Genomic DNA, 18,997 nt, shown 5'->3' on the forward strand with positions numbered 1-18,997 from the left:
GCTTCGGCTTCGCGGAGAATACTGATGATCTGTTCGTCGGAAAAACGCTTCTTCATGGGGATGTCCTCATGTGGCTTATGAAGACATTACTAACATCGGGGTGTACTAATCAACGGGGAGCAGGTCAACTCCTTATGTTAATTAATCTCTTATTCCATTGGCTATGAGGTTAATTACAGGCATGATCGCTACACCATCTGCATAGAACAGATCAGAATTAGTGAATGAATAAACCTTGCCGGTGATTTTTACATTTACCGTGTTCCCATAAGCCGAAGCAGTAACATTGCTTGTATTGGCTTCAAGGAATGGTGATCGATCTTCAAGGGCTTTCATAATGTTCCCGCTGTTGTCTTTATCTAAATAGAAGCGGTAAACATCCGACACCGTAGCGCCTCCATCATCATACTTAGTTATGTACAGTGTGACGGAATCAGAGAGTTTCTGTTTGCTGACAAAACTATCGTGAGAAGGTGCGTTAAAAGAGTATTGATATGTCAGAAACCCACAAACAACGAGCAATAGAATCGTTGTGAGTAAGCAATGAAGCCGTTTAATAACCGTATTTCTTTGCATATTCTATACCTTGCCTTATCCAAAACTGATCGTGAGGATCATCCCCATAAGGCGGTTTTTGATACCAGTGCCCCCATTTCTTTTTGGAGGTTTTAGCTCTTTCCTGCGCCCATCCAGCACCCATCAATAGCGTTTCTGAGGGTATCCCGGCAGCATAGCCAGCCGAACCATAATTGAAGTTCCCAAAATTTGCTAACTCCGGGTGTCCTTGCTTGTAATCCCACGGCCCCTTATTTCTTACTTTTTGATAAAACCAAAGATAGGTCGTAGGGATAGCCATGTTTCTACTCATACCATGCGCTCTTGCAATCCTCATGTTTGCCAACACAAGTGCGATTCCTTCTTTAGGCAACAAAGGTATAACAGCCATATTAACCATCCATCTACTGTGGGTATGTGGCCGCGTATCGTACACTTTTGCGATGGTAAAAAAGATATCTGTTTCCAGAGAAATGACGAAAAAATATCCGACTAAGGTATTAATCGCATTAAAAATCAAAGAAATGTAGGCTGCGCCCGGCAAGGCCTCCAGGCAAGCGTTGCACAATGTAGGCCGGGTAAGCGCAGCGCCACCCGGCAAGAAAGACGGCGCGTTTGTTTACTCCAGCGCCAGCAGCGCAAAGCTCGCCAGCCAGTGTCCGCCGCTGTAGTGGCTGCCAACTACATGCCCGACGCTTGCGGCCAGATGTTTCGTCACCGCCTCGCGCAATGCCGGTTGCGCCGGGTGGCTGGCAGGAAGCGCTTTCGCTATGTGCTTCATACACCATGCGCGGCTGAGGTTTAATCCGTCCAGATGGGCAATTTTCGGGTCGGTACGATCGCTCACTTCCGCCGGGTTCATGAGTGTCGTAACGGCGCCCACCTCCGGCAGAAACGCGTCAAACCAGGCCGGGAAGCCCTCCGACACCTTGCTCATCAGCAGTGCCTCCGTCAGCGCGCCGGAAATATACTCGTCTCCGCCGGGCTCATAATGAGCCGGATAGCGCGTGTCGGCGAGATAAAACCGCTCCGCCGCTGCCACAATCGCCTGCTCAAGCGCCTTATCGCCCACTGCGCGACCATAATCCAGCGCCAGCGCGAGGGCAAACGCGGTGTTGTAGTGCGTCCCGACGCGGATCGGATAGGTGAGCTTGCCGAGGTAATCCACCAGCCGGTTGCGAATGTCCTGGGTGAGCGGCGCCAGCGTCTGGTACCAGCCTGCGGCCTGCGGCAGCGACGACTGTTTCAGCTCCTGGGCCAGCGCCAGCAGCCAGCCGTAGCCATACGGCCGCTCAAACGAGGCGCGGAACGGCGCGGTAAAATAGGCCAGCTCCTTCGCCACGTTCTCTTCGGTCAGGTGCTCGTCAAAAAGCGCGACGATCGCGTCCCGGCTCGGCAGCTCCGGATAGAGGCGCACGCAGCGCAGCAGCAGCCAGTAACCGTGCACCGCCGAGTGCCAGTCAAAACAGCCGTAGAAAATGGGATGCAGCTCGCGCGGCGGCAGCACGTCACCATCATCATTCAGCAGGTGCATGATGTGGTTCGGGTATTCCTGGCGCAAATAGGTCAAAGGCATGCGGGCAAACGCGTCGGCCTGATGTTGCGTTAATTCCATGACAGCTCCTTAGCGAAACACGAGGAAATACATTAAGAACACGTTCACCACCAGCAGGGTTAACGCGGTCGGGATCTGTATCTTGATCACCTGATATTTGTCTTTCAGCTCCAGCAGCGCGGCGGGAACGATATTGAAGTTCGCGGCCATCGGCGTCATCAGCGTACCGCAGTAGCCTGCGTACATGCCAATCGCCAGCAGCGGCGCCGGGTTGCCGTGATGCACGTTGATCAGAAACGGCAAGGCGATCCCCGCGCTCAGCACCGGGAAGGCCGCAAAGGCGTTACCCATGATCATGGTAAACAGCGCCATCCCCACGCAGTAAATCACCACCAGCATGAAGCGGTTATCCGGGTTCACAAACAGGCTCACCACCTTCTGCACCGAGTCACCCGTGTTGGCCACCACGAACACGCCGCCAAGCATGGCCAGCATCTGCGGCAGGATCACCGCCCAGCCGATGGTATCGACAAGACGGCGGGACTGACGAACGGCATGGAGCGGCGTGCCTTTGGTCAGCCACCAGCCGGTGAGGATCGCCGCGACGCAGGCCACGCACAGCGCCGCCAGGGTGAGCTGCTTCTGATCGAGCAGAAACACGCCGCCGACCGAAACGCCCTTCAGGAATAACGTGCCCAGCACCGTCACCACCGGGATCATCAGCGCCGGCAGGAACAGCCAGTTTTTAAGCCGATTTGACGACGCGACGCGCTCCTCCTCGGTGGACATTTTATAGTGCCCTTTCCCGACGAGGCCAAAACCCGCCAGCAGCGCGATAACGATAACGCCGCCGCCGATAATCCGGTAAGCCAGCGATTTCCCCAGCTCCTGGACCATCAGATCGCCAAACAGGAAGATCCCGCCAAACAAGAACCAGAACAGCGCGGTGGTAAAGCGCTTCGGATTAGCGCGATCGCGCAGGGTCATCACAACCAGTAGCATCACGACAAAGCCAATCAGGTAATACACGCGGTTAATGGTGATAAGCGTCATCATTGCGCGGCCTCCTGCGTACCCTGCTCTGCACGCCAGGCCATCACGTCGCGACGGATGCTTGCATCAAGGCGCAGCAGGCGCGTCATATGAATAACTAATGCCGCAATGGCGGTGGGAATGGCCCACAGGCCGATATGCAGCGGTTCAATGCCCTGAATACCATTCTCTTTCAGGAACGCGTCGATCAGCAACACCGCCCCGAAGGCAATAAAGATATCTTCCCCAAAGAAGACCGCGATGTTGTCGCACGCGGCGGCGTGGGCTTTAATTTTGTCGCGAATGTGCTGCGGCAGCTCGCCATATTCGTTCAGCGCCGCCCCTTCGGCCATCGGCGCCAGCAGCGGGCGCACCGTCTGGGCATGGCCGCCCAGCGACATCAGTCCCAGCGCGGCGGTGCCTTCACGAGCGACAAAGTAAAGCATCAGAATACGCGCCGAGGTGGCGCTGGCGATCTTCGCCACCCAGGCCTGAGCGCGCTCCTTAAGCCCGTAATATTCCAGCAGGCCAATCACCGGCAGGATCAGAATGAAGGTGGCCAGCGACCGGCTGTTCACGAACTTCTCGCCGAAAGTCTCCAGCAGCATGCCGAAATCCATCCCGACCAGCAGACCCGTCGCCAGCCCCGCCACCACGACCACCAGCAGCGGGTTGAAGCGCAGTGCAAAACCAATAACCACGATCGGTATCCCGATCAGCGGCAGCAGCGTAGTACCGTCCATAACGTTTACCCTATCGAAAGTGAGCGTTGCGCGCCGACGGCTATTTTTTTAATTTGCGGCGAGCGATGTTGTGTTTTGTTGGCAGGCTTCGCAAAACCTGCGCTAAAAAGCTATATCTGAACCTCAAAAACATGTAAACAAATTATCAATAAAATGTTCTTATTTTATCGATGAGTTTACATTTCTGGCTAAGGAACGTTATGACCTCAGAAAAGAGTGCTTCACCCGATCGCGACGATATCAACGAGGGCCGGATCGTCTCTTCCCGCCATCTGGTATCCGAGCGCTGCGCGGAGTTATCAGAGCTGGAATATGCGCTGATCATGACCAGCAACGCGTTTAACAAATGGATGGTGCGCTGCATGACGGCTGCCGGCGAGCCCGATATGGGCGCCTTTGACGTTTCGCTGCTGCATCACGTAAACCACCGCGACCGCAAGAAAAAGCTGGCCGATATCTGCTTCGTCCTCAACGTGGAAGACACCCACGTGGTGACCTATGCGCTGAAAAAGCTGGTCAAAGCGGGCTACGTGACGAGCGAGAAAGCGGGGAAAGAGCTCTTTTTCTCTACCACCGAGGAAGGGAAAGCGCTGTGCATGAAATACCGGGACGTGCGGGAGGCGTGTCTGATTGCGATCCACGCGGAGAGCGGCATTGCCGGGAAGTCGATTGGCGAGACCGCGCAGCTGTTACGCACGATCTCCTCCCTGTATGACACCGCCGCTCGGGCGGCGGCGTCACTGTAACTAAGGACGGCGGAACAGCGTAATGCTCCGTCCGGCCAGCGCGTACTCTACGGTTTCGGTGATCGCTGTCCCGGTGGCGGCATCATCCGCCGTAGACAGCTCCAGCACCCATCCCCCTTCGCCAAACTGCGGGATCTGGAACGGCACGGTGCCTTCAAACGGATTGAACAGCATCAGCACGTCGTGCCAGATGCCGTCCTCCTGCTGAAGATCTGGCCTGCTGATGGAGACCCCGAGCGTTGAGCCTTCATCCCACTGCTCGGCCTGCTGCGGACCGCCCCCGGCATTGAACCAGCGGATCTCCAGCCCGTCGCGCCAGCTTTCACGGCGCAGCAGCGGCTGTTGCGCGCGAAGGGCAATGAGACGACGGGTAAACTCGCGCAGCGTGGCGTCATTTTCTGACAGCCCTTTCCAGTCGATCCATGAGATTTCACTGTCCTGGCAGTAGCCGTTGTTGTTCCCCTTCTGCGTGCGGCCAAACTCGTCCCCCGCCAGCAGCATCGGCGTGCCGTGGGAGAACAGCAGCGTGGTCAGGAAATTACGTTTCTGCCGTTCGCGGGTAGCAATAATATCCGGGTTCTCGGTTGGCCCTTCCTCGCCGTAGTTGTACGAGCGGTTATCGTTATGCCCGTCGTTATTGTCCTCGCCGTTGTCGGCGTTATGCTTTTCGTTGTACGACACCAGGTCATTCAGCGTAAAGCCGTCGTGAGCGGTGATGAAGTTGACGCTGGCCCACGGGCGACGCCCACGCAGATCGTACAGATCGCCGGAGCCGAGAAGCCGCGCGGCAAAGTCCGTGGAGACGTTGTCCCCCTTCCAGTACTCGCGAACGGTGTCGCGGTATTTGTCGTTCCACTCCCCCCAGCCCGGCGGGAATCCGCCCACCTGATAGCCGCCGGGGCCAATATCCCAGGGTTCACCAATCAGCTTCAGTCGGGATAAGACCGGATCCTGGGTCATGGCGTCGAAGAAACCGCCGCGCGGATCAAACCCTTCGGGCTCGCGGCCCAGGATCGTCCCGAGGTCGAAACGAAAACCGTCTATGTGCATTGATTCCGCCCAGTAGCGCAGGGAGTCCATCACCATCTGCAGCACGCGCGGGTGCGAGGTATTGACCGTGTTTCCCGTGCCGGTGTCGTTGATGTAGTACCGGTGCTGGTCGGGCAGCGTGCGGTAATAGCTGTAGTTATCAATCCCCTTAAACGAGAGCGTGGGGCCAAGCTCGTTGCCTTCCGCCGTGTGGTTGTATACCACGTCCAGAATGACCTCGATGCCCGCGTCATGATAGGCGCGCACCATATCGCGAAAGCCCTGGATCCCCGCCGGGCCGTAGTAGCGCGACGCCGGAGCAAAAAAGCCCAGCGTGTTATAGCCCCAGAAGTTCTTCAGCCCGCGGTCGAGCAGGTGCTGGTCGTCCGGGAACCAGTGAACCGGCAGCAGCTCCACCGAGGTAATGCCCAGGCTTTTGATGTAGTCGACCGAGGCTTTGTGCCCCATCCCCTCAAACGTGCCCCGCAGCTCGGGCGGAATGGCCGGGTTCATCTGGGTAAACCCTTTCACGTGGCTCTCATAGACAACGGTATGCGGCCAGGGTACGTTCGGCCGGTTGTTGTCCTGCCAGTCAAAGGCGTTCGGGTCGATAACCCTGCATTTCGGCGTAAACGGCGCGCTGTCGCGGGTATCAAAGCTCAAATCCAGCTCGTCATGCCCCAGCTCATAGCCGAAATGGGCGTCGTTCCAGTCGATGTCACCCACCAGTTCGCGAGCGTAAGGGTCGATGAGCAGCTTATGCGGGTTAAAGCGATGACCATTTTCCGGGTCGTAGGGGCCGTAGACGCGATAGCCGTACAGCGCGCCCGGCTTCAGGTCAGGCACATAGCCGTGCCAGATCTCATGGGTATACTCCGGCAGCTCCAGCCGGGCGATTTCCGTTTTCCCGGACGGGTCAAACAGACAGAGCTCCACTCGTTCAGCGTGCGCGGAGAACAGCGCGAAGTTAACGCCCCTCCCGTCATAATTCGCCCCCAACTGCTGGCCATGACCGGCCCGAATTTCAAACGTTGTATCCTTTGCCATTTTCGTTCTCCACGATTATTCGCAGGTAAGCAGAACCAGTACACATCCCTTTTCTGACGTTAAATCCAGCGTCTTTTGCAGAATGCGGCTCTCACCGCTGAACAGATCCCGATAGCGCTTCCCGGCCAGTTCGTCGGGTATCGCCACCGTGGTATTGACCCACAGCTGATGATTATCGATGATGCCAAAAACCAGACGCGGCACGGCGACAATCAGCGCCTCCTCGTCCTTAACGCGCGCATAAACAATCAGGTTCTCTTCCCGCTCGCCGGTGACCTTAAGCGGCAGCCAGTCGCCGTAGCGGAAAAGCGCGTCGTAGTGCGGTCGAAGCCGCAGCAGCGTGGCGGTAACAAACTGTTTGACCCGTCCGTCCCGCCAGCAGGCCGGGTTGTCAAACACCCCGGCATCCGCCGCGCTGAGGCTCTGCACCAGGGCCGGAAAGTCCGGCTCGCGCCGGTTATCCGGGTCGACAAGGCTGAAGTTAAGCGCCTCGCTGCCCTGATAGATATCCGGCACGCCGGGCGCCGTCAGCTTGATCGCCGTCTGGCTGAGGCTGTTCATCAGCCCGGCGCGAATAAAGGGCTGCATCGCCTCGCTGAAATCGTGCAGGAACGGGGTGTTGTTCGGCGAAAGCAGGTGCCGCGCGTAGCTCAACACCACGCTCTCATAGCTCTCGTTGCTGTCAATCCAGTCGGTGCGCTGTTTCGCCTCGCGCAGCGCTTTTTCGAGGAAGCCGAGGAACCGCGTTTCGAGTGCTTTAAGCCCTTCAGCGTCATCCGGTGACAGCGTGGCGGGCCAGACGCCCGCCAGCGCCTGGTAGATCATCCACGTATCGGCGGCGTTCGGCGCGGTACCGTCATTGAGAAAACGCACCTGGGTCTGGTTCATCTGCCGCCAGCGGGCCAGATTTTCCCCCCAGCGTTCCGGGGCTTCCGTGAGGGTATAAAGGCGCGCCCGGGCATCTTCCCCGCGCTTGGTATCGTGCGTGGAGGTGCCCAGCAGCGCGTCGGGCTGACGGGCCAGACGAATGCGCATCTCCTGGTGGAAGCGGGATAAGGAAAACGCGCGCGGCGTCGGGTCGGCCCCCACTTCATTGAGCGCAAGCTCAAGGTTGTGGCGAAAGAACAGCGTGTCTTCAACGGACTTCGCCATCAGCGGCCCGGTGAGCTGCTGGAAGCGGGTCCTGAACAGCGCGGCACTCTCGCGGCATGCGTCCGGCAGGTCGCCGGTAAGAATGCGCACGATCAGGCTGAGCGCGGCTTCAGACGTCTCCACGCTGGCAACCACGCGGTTGAGCAGCGCCACGTCCGGCGGGGTTAACCCCTCGCGAGTGCCGTAGGTGCGGTAGACCGGAAACGCAATAAGCAGCTCGCGCAGCGCGTGGCGGATATCCTCGCGCGGCAGCGCAACCTCATTGCGGCGGGCCAGATCCTCAGCAAGGTTTAGCAGCGTGGTGAATTCACCCTCGAAATTGCGATCGGTCATCAGGCCTTTGGCATCGCGCAGCTCGGCGTGGCGATCGACCGTCACGCCGAGCGTTTCGTCGTGGATTGTCTCCAGGCGCGACAGGCTATCATCATCGACCAGCACCTCCGCCAGCGAGGCGATAAACTCGTAGCCGGTGGTGCCGGATACCGGCCAGTCAGCGGGGAGCTGTTCCCCTTTGGCGAGAATCTTTTCGACCGTGATGTAGCAGTCGGGCCCGGCGGCCTGCCGCAGGCGCTGCAGATAGCCCAGCGGATCCGCCAGGCCGTCGACATGGTCAATGCGCAGGCCGTCAACCACGCCCGCGTGGACCAGCTCAAGGATCAGCCGGTGCGTGTCGTCGAAGACCGCATCATCCTCGACCCGGACGCCGACCAGCCCGGTGATCTCAAAGAAGCGCCGCCATGAGAGCTGCTTCGGCGCCTCCCGCCAGGACATCAGCCGCCAGCTTTGCGCCTCGTGCAGCTCGGCAATGCTCTTCTCCTCGCTGTACGTGCCCGGGTTAAGCGGATACTCGGCGTCGTAGTAAACCAGCGCGGCCTTTTCCGTGACAGGGTCACGTTTTAGCGTGATGGCTCCCTTCTCCAGCTCCGCCTCAAAGGTATCGCCAAGAAACGGCAGCGTCAGCGGCCTCGACCAGTCAATGTCAAAATAGTGCGCGTAGCGGCTTTGCTGGCCAAATTCAATCACGTCCCGCCACCAGAGGTTTTCCAGCGAGGTGGACATATGGTTAGGGACGATATCCAGAATCAGCCCCATGCCGGCCTGCTTAAGCGCCGCGGCCATGCGGTCAAAGCCTTCTCGTCCGCCAATCTCGGGGTCGATTTCATTCGGGTTAGTCACGTCATAGCCGTGGGTAGACCCCGTCGTGGCAGTAAACACGGGCGACGCGTAAAGGTGGCTGATGCCGAGGTCCTTCATATACGGCACCAGCGCCACAACGCGGTCGAAGGTCATGCCGTTACGGAACTGAATACGGTACGTGGCGGAAGGGATCATAACGATGCTTCTCCATCAGCAAAGCGAACGACAATACCGTTCGGGGGTAAAACGTCGTTGAGCTCCGGCCAGGCGAAGCGCGTCTCCCCCGCGAGCGCGGGCAGGTCGACGGGCTTCGTTCCAATATTCAGCGCCAGAGAAAGCGTGCCTGACGGGAAGCGCCAGCTCACCGCCACCATGCCGGGCGCGGTCTTGAGCACATGGCCCTCAACGGCGCCGCCCGGATGCAGAAGCGGAACGATATAGCGATGGCGCAGCGTCAACAGATGGCGCGTATAGCGCAGCCACGTTTTGCCCTCGTCGGTGGCGATTTTGTTCCAGTCGAGCTTTGAGCGGATAAACGTGTTCACGTCGTTCGGGTCCGGGACGGTTTCATCGTGCCCGGCATGGCCGCTAAACTCTTTCGCGCGCCCTTCCCGCACCGCCTTTGCCAGTTCGCCGTGAAAATCGGTGAAGAACAGGAACGGATGCGTTTCACCAAACTCCTCGCCCATAAACAGCAGCGGGATATGGGGGGAAAGCAGCAGCGCGGCGAGCAGCACCCTCGTTTTATCAGCCCCCGCGAGGGAGATAAGCCGCTCGCCCTGGGCGCGATTGCCGGTCTGATCGTGGTTTTGGATGAAATCGACGAAGAACTGCGGCGGCTGCGTGCGGCACTCCACGCCGCGGGATTCGCCGGTTTGCAGCGAAATCTCGCCCTGGTAGACAAAGCCTTCCGCCAGCGCCCGGGCGAACTTTTTCTCCGGCTCAAAGGCAAAGTCCTGGTAGTAGGCGTGCGTCTCACCGGTGGCAAACACGTGGGCAGCGTTGTGAAAATCATCGTTCCATTCGCCGGTAAACAGCGGCGTGTGGCCCTGTTCATCGCGCGGATGCAGAAAAATCACGTTGCGGCTGTCTTCTGTGGTCAGGTGAACGTGCCGGTGTGGGATCGCCTCGCGAATTTTTGCGGCAATCTCCTCGAGAATGTGCGTCCCGGAGCTGTCTTTAATCTGGTCGATGGCATCAAAGCGCAGGCCGTCCAGACGGTACTCCGTCAGCCAGTAGAGCGGTGCGTCGGTGATGTACTGCCTCACCGGCTCGCGCTCGTAAGCGATGCCGTTGCCCCACGGCGTCATCCGCTGTGCATCGAAAAACGCGGGCGACAGCAGAGGGAGATAGTTCCCCTCCGGGCCGAAGTGGTTGAGCACGATATCCAGCACCACGGAAAGCCCCAGCCCGTGCGCGGCGTCGATAAACGCGTGAAAATCCTCCGGCGTGCCGTACGCAGAGTGCGGGGCATACAGCAGCACCCCGTCGTACCCCCAGCCGCGGGAACCGCCAAACTGGGAGACGGGCATGACTTCAAGCTGGGTAATCCCCAGCTCCGCCAGATACGGCAGCTTGTCGATCGCCGCCCGGAAGGTGCCCTCCGGGGTAAACGTGCCGATGTGCAGTTCGTAAATGATCGTCTCTTCCCACGGCCGCCCTGCCCAGTCGCGGTTGACCGGCTGGTAACGTCGGGGATCGATCACGACTGAGGGGCCGTTAACGTCGCCCTTTTGCGCCCGCGAGGCGGGATCGGGCACCGCCGTGCCGTCCTGAAGAACAAACTGATATTCTGCACCGTGCCTGACGCCGGGGACGTCCACCTGAAACCAGCCGTCGCCGGTTGCCGTCATCGGCACGTCGGTGGCGGCAAGACGTAGCGTAAGTTCTTTCTGTCCTTCTGCCCAGACGCGAAAACGTACAACGTCATCGGAAATAAACTCAGCACCCCACTGCTTTTGAAATGTCCTGAATTCCATTCATTGTCCTCGAATGACCCACATTTTACGCGGAACGAAGTACAAGCTTAGTTCAGGATTAAAAGTGCGTGAGCTCAGCGGATTTAACCGCTTCGTCTATTCTTTATGAAATAACTCACTAACGGGAATACTATGCAGATTCGAAAAGGACTCAATACCGACTTCGCACGCCTTGAATGCTGTGACTTTTCTTTCACCATTAGCCACATTGCCCGGGAGCCGTTTATCCACTGTGATTTGCATATTGAAGCCGTGGCAGAGCCGTGGATAAAAACCTACGAACTCGACATTCAAACGCTTGAAAATCACTGCGTTAATCCGGACGCCATATTTCTTGTCGCGGAAACGGACGACGGTGAAATAGCCGGATTTATTACCGCGTCAGTCGGCTGGAATAAATTTATTTCAGTGGATTATATTGCCGTTGAGCGCTCCAAACGCAGAACCGGCGCTGCGCATAAATTAATGGCCGCCGCGCACGTGTGGGCCCGCAGCGTAAACGCGCCGGGATTACGGCTTGAAACACAAAATGTGAACGTCTCTGCCTGCCTGTTTTACCGTCACTACGGATTTACCCTGGGCGGATACGATCGTTATCTCTACAACGCCCTACCGGAAAAAGACGAGGTCGCTCTGTTCTGGTATTACATGCTGGTCTAGCGGAAACACATTGCCACATCACGGTCATATTTCTGTCACTGAATTTCATTACGCTTTCGGGATTTTAACCACGGTGTTGAGGAAAGAAGTGTGAATTCAATGGCTAAGGCATTACTGCTGGCATTACCGGTTTTGAGTGCAGCGGCAGCGGCGACGGCCGCGGAGCACGACCTGTGTGAACCGAAAGCGTACGAAATGGCGCTGCGCTATCAGCAGAAATCGGCAGAGATTATGGCCCTTCAGCTGCAAACCTATCGGTTTGCCACCGAGCGTTTCAACGAAAAGTTAAAGGATCTGAAAACGCCCGAAAATTACGCCGTGGTAATGGACCTGGATGAAACGGTACTGGATAACACCCCTCTGCTGGTGCGCGACATGGAGCAGTGTCACGACTATACGAAATGGGACACCTGGAGCGACTGGGAGAAACAGGGAAAACCCGGCTTAATTCCGGGGGCGAAAGCGTTTCTTGACCACGTGAATCAAAGCAAGGTCCGCATCTACTATGTCTCGGATCGTATGCAGGAAAACAAAGCCGACACGCTGAAGACGTTAAACGCTCTCGGCCTGCCGCAGGTATCTGACGAAAGCGTGCTGCTGGATACGGTCAGCAAGGAAGAGCGCCGTCAGAGCATCCTCAAAAAGCAGCAGATCGTGATGCTGTTCGGCGACAGCCTGCCGGATTTCGCCGTGCAGTTTAAAAACAAAAAGCCGAGCGAGCAGCAGCGTGAACTGGTTGAGGCCAGCGCGGAACACTTCGGCAACGACTGGATTGTGCTGCCTAATGCCGCTTATGGCTCATGGTCCAAAGCCACGCCGGACAGCTGGAACGCGCCGCTGAAAAAATAATGTCTTACGGGCCGGGAAAGCTATCGCGCGCCTTCCCGGCCCTTCGGTTTCCTATCCATCCCGTTTATAGGTCCTATCATTTCTGGGCAGGTTCTTATAATTTTACGGAGCAGTAAGATGAGCACTTTCAAAGGAGACTCGTATGCTTACCGTGAAAAAACTTGCTCTTTCCACGCTGATTTCCAGCTCTCTGCTTTTCTACCCTTCGCTCCAGGCCTCTGCAGAAACGCCGCAGCACGTCGTTAAACAACCGGCGGGCGGTTACAGCGTGCAGGTCGGCGACGTGCTTGTCACCTCGTTTACCGACGGGACCGTCGCGCAGGATCTGCACAAGCTGCTGCGCCGGACAACGCCGCAAAACATTGATGCGCTGCTCGCGAAAAACTTTCAGACCAACCCGGCTGAGGTCTCCATCAACGCTTTTCTGATTGCGATACCCGGACATAAAATCCTGGTGGATACCGGCTCGGGCCAGCTCTTTGGTCCTGATACCGGCGGACGTCTGGTTGAGAGCCTCGCCACGCAGGGAATAAAACCCGAGGACATCACTGAAGTCCTGCTGACCCACGCCCACTCCGATCATGCGGGCGGCCTGGTGAAAGACGGCAAGGTAGTGTTCAGCAACGCGCGCGTTTTCGTTGGCAAACCGGACATCGACTTTTTCTTTAACGACGACAATCAGAAGAAAACCGGCTACGGCAAGAACTACTTCGACGTCGCGCAGAAGACCTTAAAACCCTATCTTGACGCGGGGAAAGTGGTGCCGTTTAGCGGCACATCGGAGATTCTTCCGGGGCTTACCGGCACGGTTCATCCCGGACACACGCCGGGTTCAGCCTTCTACACCCTGACAAGCAAAGGCGAGAAGATCACCTTTGTCGGCGACATCATTCACGCCGCGGCGGTCCAGTTCCCGCAGCCTGCGGTGACCATCACCTACGATGAAGATGAGAACAAAGCGGCAAGCGTACGCGAGCATGCGTTCGCTGACTTTGTGAAAAATAAAGACCTCATTGCCGCGCCCCATCTGCCTTTCCCGGGCATCGGCTATGTGACGAAAGGCGAGAAAGGCGGCTATGCCTGGGTCCCTGTGACCTATACCAACCGGGACGCCAGCAGCGCGAAATAAGATGACGCGGATATCTGACATGGACATAGACCTGCTCCTGACGCTGGACGCCCTGCTTCAGGACAGGAACATCACCCATGCGGCCGCGCGGCTGGGCATCAGCCAGCCCGCGCTCTCTGCACGTCTCGCGCGTCTGCGCACGCTGTTTGGCGAACCGCTGTTTATTCCCTCCCCGCATGGACGCGGGGTATTGCCCACGCCGCGCGCGGAAGCGCTCAGGCCGCAGGTGGCAGGCGTGCTGCGCGGCATCAGCGCGATGTTTGCGCCCACCGCGTTTGACGCGCAAACCAGCAACCGGACATTTGTTATTGCGCTGCATGAAAACCCGGCGCTGATGCTCGGCACCGCGCTGCTTAACCAGGTGGGTACCGATGCTCCCGGTATTCGCCTGCGCTTCGCCCTGCCCGAGATGGCCGAACTGCCGCAGCAGCTGGAGAACGGCGATGTGGATCTCTACATCGGCGTGAGCGCGGGCGCCCATGACGGGTGGGTAAGGCGCAAACTCCTCGACGACGCGTTTGCCACCGCCCAGCGAAAAGGCCATCCGCGCGGAACGGGTGCGTTAGATCTGGAGATCTACTGCGCGCTTTCCCATCTGGTGGTGTCGTCGGCGGGCGATCCGTTTACCGGATTTGTCGACCAAACCCTCGCCGGGCTGGGCTATCAGCGACACGTTGCCATGTCCACCCAGAGCTACGCTATGGCGCCTGCGCTGGTTGCCGGTACCGACCTGGTGTGCACCCTGCCGGAACGGATGCTGAAGCAGTTTGCCAGCACGCTGGATCTCTTTGCACCACCGCTGCCGCTCCAGCCCATTACCATCAACATGTACTGGCACCCGAAAAACAGCCAGGATCCGGCGAATGCCTGGCTACGCGAGCAGCTGCTGCGGGCCGCCGGACGTCAGGTGTGAGCGAGGGTAACCAGAAACTTTTTAAGCACTTCTGAGCGTATAATCCGGTGGCAAACCAGGGTGAGTTCGCTCTCCCGCAGCCGGTCGAGGATGTCCACGTAGACGACATTCTCGACGCTCACCGCCTTTGCCGACGCGGGCAGCAGCGCCAGCCCAAACCCCGCAGAAACCAGGCTGATGACCGTGGGCACGTCAGTCGCGTTTTGCACCACGTCCGGCTGAAAGCCCGCCCCGCTGCAGGCGTCATAGAAATACTGCTCCAGCCCCATTCCCTCCGGGTCGCGCAGGGAGATCCATTTTTCGTCTTTCACCGACGAAAGCGTCAGCGCGGCGGACCCGGCCAGCGGATGCTGACGATACAGCGCCAGCACCGTTTTCTCCGAGGCGAACGGGCGGCTTTGCAGATCGTCCGGCAGCGACGGCAGCGGCGCGCGGATGATGGCAACATCCAGCTGGTTACTCTGCACGGCGGCGTAGAGCGTCTGCACGTTTCCCGTCATCAGCGACATGGTAATGGCGGGCCAGCGGCTGTGCATCTGGCGCAGCGCGGCGGGCAGCCTGCCGTCAAACATCGCGCTCGACACGCACCCGAGGTTTAACACACCCTGCTCGCCCCGTGCCGTTTGTCTGGCGTCCAGCACCGCCTGTTCGGTCAGCGAGATGGCAAGCCGGGCTTTCACGAGAAATGCTTCGCCCGCGGGCGTCAGGGTCAAGCGGCGGTTCGCCCGGCTGAAAAGCGTGACGCCTAAACGTTCTTCCAGGGCCTTTATCTGCTGGCTCAGCGCCGGCTGCGCCAGATGCAGACGCTCGGCGGCCCGGTGCATATGGAGCTCTTCGGCCACGACGATGAAGTGGCGCATCTGGCGAAACTGCACGAGACGACCTCCCGAATTGATATTAATTTACTTATCAATTTAACAGTAATGATGCAATTGATGCTATTGGTCATTGCCATAAAAATGGAGGTATTCAACCGAGGGAGGAAAATATGGAAAACCAGATTAACGATCTCCGCAGCGCCATCGCCTTACTGCAGCGCCACGAAGGGCAGTACATTGAAACCGATCGTCCCGTCGACCCCAACGCGGAACTGGCGGGCGTCTACCGCCATATTGGCGCAGGCGGCACGGTCAAACGTCCGACCCGCACGGGCCCGGCGATGATGTTCAACAGCGTGAAGGGCTATCCGCACTCCCGCATCCTGGTGGGCATGCACGCCAGCCGCGAGCGCGCGGCGCTCCTTCTGGGCTGCGAGCCCTCTGAACTGGCAAAGCACGTCGGCCAGGCGGTGAAAAAGCCGGTTGCGCCGGTTGTCGTTCCGGCCTCGCAGGCCCCCTGCCAGGAGCAGGTCTTTTACGCTGACGATCCTGACTTCGACCTGCGCAAGCTGCTGCCGGCCCCAACCAACACGCCGATTGATGCGGGTCCGTTCTTCTGTCTGGGGCTGGTGCTGGCAAGCGATCCGGAAGACAGCTCGCTGACGGATGTCACCATCCACCGCCTCTGCGTTCAGGAGCGCGACGAGCTTTCCATGTTCCTTGCCGCCGGGCGCCATATCGAAGTCTTCCGCAAAAAAGCGGAGGAGGCAGGAAAACCGCTGCCGGTGACGATCAACATGGGTCTCGACCCCGCCATCTACATCGGCGCGTGCTTTGAGGCCCCTACCACGCCGTTTGGCTACAACGAGCTGGGCGTCGCCGGGGCGCTGCGCCAGCAGCCGGTTGAGCTGGTACAGGGCGTGGCGGTCAAAGAGAAAGCCATCGCGCGGGCGGAAATCATCATCGAAGGTGAACTGCTGCCGGGCGTGCGCGTGAGAGAGGATCAGCATACCAATACCGGCCACGCGATGCCGGAGTTCCCGGGCTACTGCGGCGAGGCGAATCCCTCCCTGCCGGTGATCAAAGTGAAAGCCGTGACCATGCGCAACCACGCGATCCTGCAAACGCTGGTGGGACCGGGGGAAGAACATACCACGCTGGCCGGACTGCCGACCGAGGCCAGCATCCGCAATGCCGTAGAGGAGGCTATTCCGGGCTTCCTGCAAAACGTCTATGCCCATACCGCGGGCGGCGGCAAGTTCCTCGGGATATTGCAGGTGAAAAAACGCCAGCCGTCAGACGAAGGACGTCAGGGCCAGGCGGCGCTTATCGCCTTAGCCACCTATTCGGAGCTGAAGAACATTATTCTGGTCGACGAAGACGTGGATATTTTCGACAGCGACGACATCCTGTGGGCGATGACCACCCGCATGCAGGGCGATGTCAGCGTCACCCATATTCCTGGGATCCGCGGCCACCAGCTGGATCCGTCCCAGTCGCCGGATTACAGCACCTCGATTCGCGGAAACGGCATCTCCTGCAAGACGATCTTCGACTGCACGGTGCCGTGGGCGCTGAAGGATCGCTTCGAACGGGCGCCGTTTATGGAAGTGGATCCACGTCCGTGGGCACCGGAGTTGTTTGCCGATAAGAAATAAAATCACGCGCGTATGGCCCGCGGGTCATACGCTGATTTTCTTTTCAAGCGTGGCAATATTTTCACCCGCCGCGCGCTCCACCGAGAAACGATCGACGCTCAGCAAAATGAGCATCAGCCCCCTGCCGCTCTCCAGCAGCGGCGAGATTTCACAAAAACGATTTCGCCTGGCGGCCTCAAGCCGCGCCAGCGGGAACGCGTCGCCCGCATCGGTAAAAACAATGCAGACGTCGCTGTCGCGGATGTCGAACCGTACGCTGAATGCGCGCGTGGCATCCTCATGCAGCGCGTGCCGGATGATATTCGTCGCCACCTCACAGACGGCGAGATCGAGCGCGAAACGCCACTCGTCATCTACGGGAAGCGCGCTCAGCCGCGCTTCCAGCCAGCCGGCCAGCGGCGTCAGGGAACCGAGCACCGCCGGAAATTCTGCCTGCACCGGCGTCTGCATCTACTGCCCCAGCTGCGCAAGCGCGCTGCTTTTGTCCGGATAGATGCGGAATATGCGGTCCATGCGGGTCAGGGTGAACATGTTCATGATCCCGGGGTTCAGAGAGCACAGCGCCATGTCGCCTTTCCCGTTCATCAGCTTAAACAACGACACCAGCATTCCCAGCCCGCTGCTGTCGATAAAATCCACTTTGCTGAAGTCGACAATCAAAGCCTTGCGATCGTCGCCAATTTCTTCCGTCACGGACGCTTTAAACGTCGCGGCAACGGAGGCATCCAGCCGCCGGACTGCGGGCGTGAGGATGTTGGCATGCGGTAGTCGTTCAGTGTTAATAATCATTCTGTTCTCCCTGACGCTCGATCACGAGCAGTGAAACGTCATCGGTTAAGGCGGTCGGTTCATCACGATTTGCGTTGCGCCAGCCGGTCAGGTGGTCACCGAACCGCGCCAGGAGCAGGTCAACCGGAAGTCGGGCATGGTCATGAAGCCAGCGTTCGAGACGCTGCGGGCCAAACTGCTCGCCGCTGACGTTCTCACACTCCGTAATACCGTCACTGAATAAGCATAAGCGATCCCCCGGATTGAGGGTAAACGCGACGTCCTCCCAGCTGAGGTCAGGCATCAGCCCGACCGGCGGGCCGCCGTTGCCCACGGACGTGACGGCGCTGTCTGCGTTCACAATGACGGGAGTAGGATGCCCGGCCTGACACAACACTCCTCGTCCGCTCTCGGGATCGATCACCCCGTAGATAATGGTGAAATAGCTGGTAATGTCGCTCTCTTCACTGCAAAAGCGGCTGTTCAGGATCCTGATCACCTCCGCAGGCGACTGAATGCCGCCCTGATCGGTAAACAAAAAACGGTCTACCACCCGGCCATGTAAGAACTGACGCGCCACCGCGAGGGACATCATCGCTGCCCCCACGCCGTGACCGGACACATCCACGCAATAGAACCCAATGTGAGAATCGAGTGGAAAAATATTGAACACATCGCCTGAGACCCACGCAGACGGCAAGAAAAGCCAGTCGGAAAAGTAGTTCCCAAAGCGTAAGCGGTGCGAAGGCAGCACGGAGTGCTGAACGCGCGCCGCGAGTTCAAGATCCTGTTCAATCTGATGCAACGCTTCACTCAGGCGCTTGTTGTGCGCCGCGAGGGTCGCTTCCAGCGTTAAAATACGGACCCCGGCGTGAAGACGTGCCCGCAGTTCATCCTGCTCGACCGGCTTGCTTAAAAAATCATCGGCTCCGGCATCAAAGCCCTGCGTTAAATCCCCGGCATTTTCGCGTGCCGTGAGCAGAATGACATAGACGTAGTGGCCAAACTGACGGTTGCGGATGGTCTGACAGAGCGTGAGTCCGTCCATTTCCGGCATGTCCCAGTCGCTTATCACCATGCTGATCGGCTGGCTGGACAGTATTTCCAGCGCGGCGACGCCATTTTCCGCCTCGCTCACGATATACCCCCACTGGGTGAGCATTCGGGAGAGTAACCGACGATAAATCAGCGAATCTTCAACGATTAACACGTGCAGCGCCGACATAC

At 58.5% G+C, this 18,997-nt stretch carries 18 protein-coding genes; 6 read left to right on the plus strand and 12 right to left on the minus strand.

From position 1 onward, the window contains the following. Positions 1 to 141: 141 nt before the first annotated feature. The 5 genes from ACHH0Z_RS05750 to ACHH0Z_RS05770 all read right to left on the minus strand — a co-directional run bounded on the left by ACHH0Z_RS05750 (position 142) and on the right by ACHH0Z_RS05770 (position 3,885). Entirely contained in the window at positions 142 to 576 is a 435-nt protein-coding gene (locus ACHH0Z_RS05750) for a hypothetical protein (RefSeq protein WP_032623151.1), read from the minus strand. Further along, positions 554 to 1,099, minus strand: a complete 546-nt coding sequence (locus ACHH0Z_RS05755; RefSeq protein ID WP_239519686.1) for a polymorphic toxin type 44 domain-containing protein — start codon at positions 1,097 to 1,099, stop codon at positions 554 to 556. The genes ACHH0Z_RS05750 and ACHH0Z_RS05755 overlap by 23 nt, the downstream gene beginning before the upstream one ends. Before the next feature lie 75 nt (positions 1,100 to 1,174). After that, a complete protein-coding gene (locus tag ACHH0Z_RS05760) occupies positions 1,175 to 2,170 on the minus strand; it encodes a DUF2891 domain-containing protein (protein ID WP_045410213.1) in 996 nt (331 codons plus the stop codon). Positions 2,171 to 2,179: 9 nt separating this feature from the next. Then, the gene (locus ACHH0Z_RS05765; RefSeq protein ID WP_021240144.1) at positions 2,180 to 3,166 is read right to left on the minus strand and encodes a DUF979 domain-containing protein; all 987 of its coding nucleotides are present in this window, start codon (positions 3,164 to 3,166) and stop codon (positions 2,180 to 2,182) included. Next, positions 3,163 to 3,885, minus strand: a complete 723-nt coding sequence (locus tag ACHH0Z_RS05770) for a DUF969 domain-containing protein (protein ID WP_023327494.1) — start codon at positions 3,883 to 3,885, stop codon at positions 3,163 to 3,165. The genes ACHH0Z_RS05765 and ACHH0Z_RS05770 overlap by 4 nt, the downstream gene beginning before the upstream one ends. A gap of 200 nt (positions 3,886 to 4,085) precedes the next feature. Between ACHH0Z_RS05770 and ACHH0Z_RS05775 the strand changes: the two genes are divergently transcribed. After that, on the plus strand, positions 4,086 to 4,631 hold the full coding sequence (locus ACHH0Z_RS05775; protein WP_008501656.1) for a winged helix DNA-binding protein: 546 nt from the start codon (positions 4,086 to 4,088) through the stop codon (positions 4,629 to 4,631). Here the strand turns inward: ACHH0Z_RS05775 and glgX are convergent, their stop codons facing one another. The 3 genes from glgX to treZ are packed head-to-tail and all read right to left on the minus strand — an operon-like array spanning position 4,632 to position 10,975. Next, entirely contained in the window at positions 4,632 to 6,707 is a 2,076-nt protein-coding gene (gene glgX / locus ACHH0Z_RS05780) for a glycogen debranching protein GlgX (protein WP_395149503.1), read from the minus strand. A 15-nt stretch (positions 6,708 to 6,722) separates the two neighbouring features. Beyond that, a complete protein-coding gene (gene treY, locus ACHH0Z_RS05785; protein WP_045410218.1) occupies positions 6,723 to 9,191 on the minus strand; it encodes a malto-oligosyltrehalose synthase in 2,469 nt (822 codons plus the stop codon). Next, entirely contained in the window at positions 9,188 to 10,975 is a 1,788-nt protein-coding gene (gene treZ, locus ACHH0Z_RS05790) for a malto-oligosyltrehalose trehalohydrolase (RefSeq protein ID WP_045410221.1), read from the minus strand. Before treZ ends, treY begins: the two co-directional genes overlap by 4 nt. 132 nt (positions 10,976 to 11,107) lie before the next feature. Here treZ and ACHH0Z_RS05795 point away from each other — a divergent pair, with 132 nt between their 5' ends. The 4 genes from ACHH0Z_RS05795 to ACHH0Z_RS05810 all read left to right on the plus strand — a co-directional run bounded on the left by ACHH0Z_RS05795 (position 11,108) and on the right by ACHH0Z_RS05810 (position 14,526). Then, on the plus strand, positions 11,108 to 11,635 hold the full coding sequence (locus tag ACHH0Z_RS05795) for a GNAT family N-acetyltransferase (protein ID WP_021240150.1): 528 nt from the start codon (positions 11,108 to 11,110) through the stop codon (positions 11,633 to 11,635). 99 nt (positions 11,636 to 11,734) lie between these two features. Then, on the plus strand, positions 11,735 to 12,484 hold the full coding sequence (locus ACHH0Z_RS05800; RefSeq protein WP_198921528.1) for a 5'-nucleotidase, lipoprotein e(P4) family: 750 nt from the start codon (positions 11,735 to 11,737) through the stop codon (positions 12,482 to 12,484). 142 nt (positions 12,485 to 12,626) lie between these two features. Then, positions 12,627 to 13,613, plus strand: coding sequence for an MBL fold metallo-hydrolase (locus tag ACHH0Z_RS05805; RefSeq protein ID WP_045410223.1), 987 nt, complete (start codon positions 12,627 to 12,629; stop codon positions 13,611 to 13,613). A 1-nt stretch (position 13,614) separates the two neighbouring features. Then, complete coding sequence (locus ACHH0Z_RS05810; RefSeq protein WP_045410226.1) at positions 13,615 to 14,526, plus strand: LysR family transcriptional regulator; 912 nt, start codon at positions 13,615 to 13,617, stop codon at positions 14,524 to 14,526. On the opposite strand, the gene ACHH0Z_RS05815 is transcribed toward ACHH0Z_RS05810, so the two are convergent. Next, positions 14,517 to 15,401 (minus strand): LysR substrate-binding domain-containing protein, encoded by an 885-nt coding sequence (locus tag ACHH0Z_RS05815; protein ID WP_045410227.1) that lies wholly within the window; start codon positions 15,399 to 15,401, stop codon positions 14,517 to 14,519. The genes ACHH0Z_RS05810 and ACHH0Z_RS05815 overlap by 10 nt on opposite strands. A gap of 113 nt (positions 15,402 to 15,514) precedes the next feature. On the opposite strand from ACHH0Z_RS05815, the gene ACHH0Z_RS05820 reads away from it, so the two are divergent. After that, entirely contained in the window at positions 15,515 to 17,002 is a 1,488-nt protein-coding gene (locus ACHH0Z_RS05820) for a UbiD family decarboxylase (RefSeq protein ID WP_045410228.1), read from the plus strand. 24 nt (positions 17,003 to 17,026) lie between these two features. Here the strand turns inward: ACHH0Z_RS05820 and ACHH0Z_RS05825 are convergent, their stop codons facing one another. Genes ACHH0Z_RS05825 through ACHH0Z_RS05835 form a run of 3 tightly spaced genes read right to left on the minus strand, consistent with a single transcriptional unit; the run spans position 17,027 to position 18,995 of the window. Then, entirely contained in the window at positions 17,027 to 17,452 is a 426-nt protein-coding gene (locus tag ACHH0Z_RS05825) for an ATP-binding protein (RefSeq protein WP_045410229.1), read from the minus strand. Beyond that, complete coding sequence (locus ACHH0Z_RS05830; RefSeq protein WP_023292380.1) at positions 17,453 to 17,791, minus strand: STAS domain-containing protein; 339 nt, start codon at positions 17,789 to 17,791, stop codon at positions 17,453 to 17,455. It abuts the gene before it with no gap. Next, entirely contained in the window at positions 17,781 to 18,995 is a 1,215-nt protein-coding gene (locus ACHH0Z_RS05835; RefSeq protein WP_045410231.1) for a PP2C family protein-serine/threonine phosphatase, read from the minus strand. Before ACHH0Z_RS05835 ends, ACHH0Z_RS05830 begins: the two co-directional genes overlap by 11 nt. Between the last annotated feature and the right edge of the window lie 2 nt (positions 18,996 to 18,997).

Source organism: Enterobacter cloacae complex sp. 2024EL-00227, from assembly GCF_043945315.1.
Taxonomy (GTDB): Bacteria; Pseudomonadota; Gammaproteobacteria; order Enterobacterales; family Enterobacteriaceae; genus Enterobacter; species Enterobacter roggenkampii.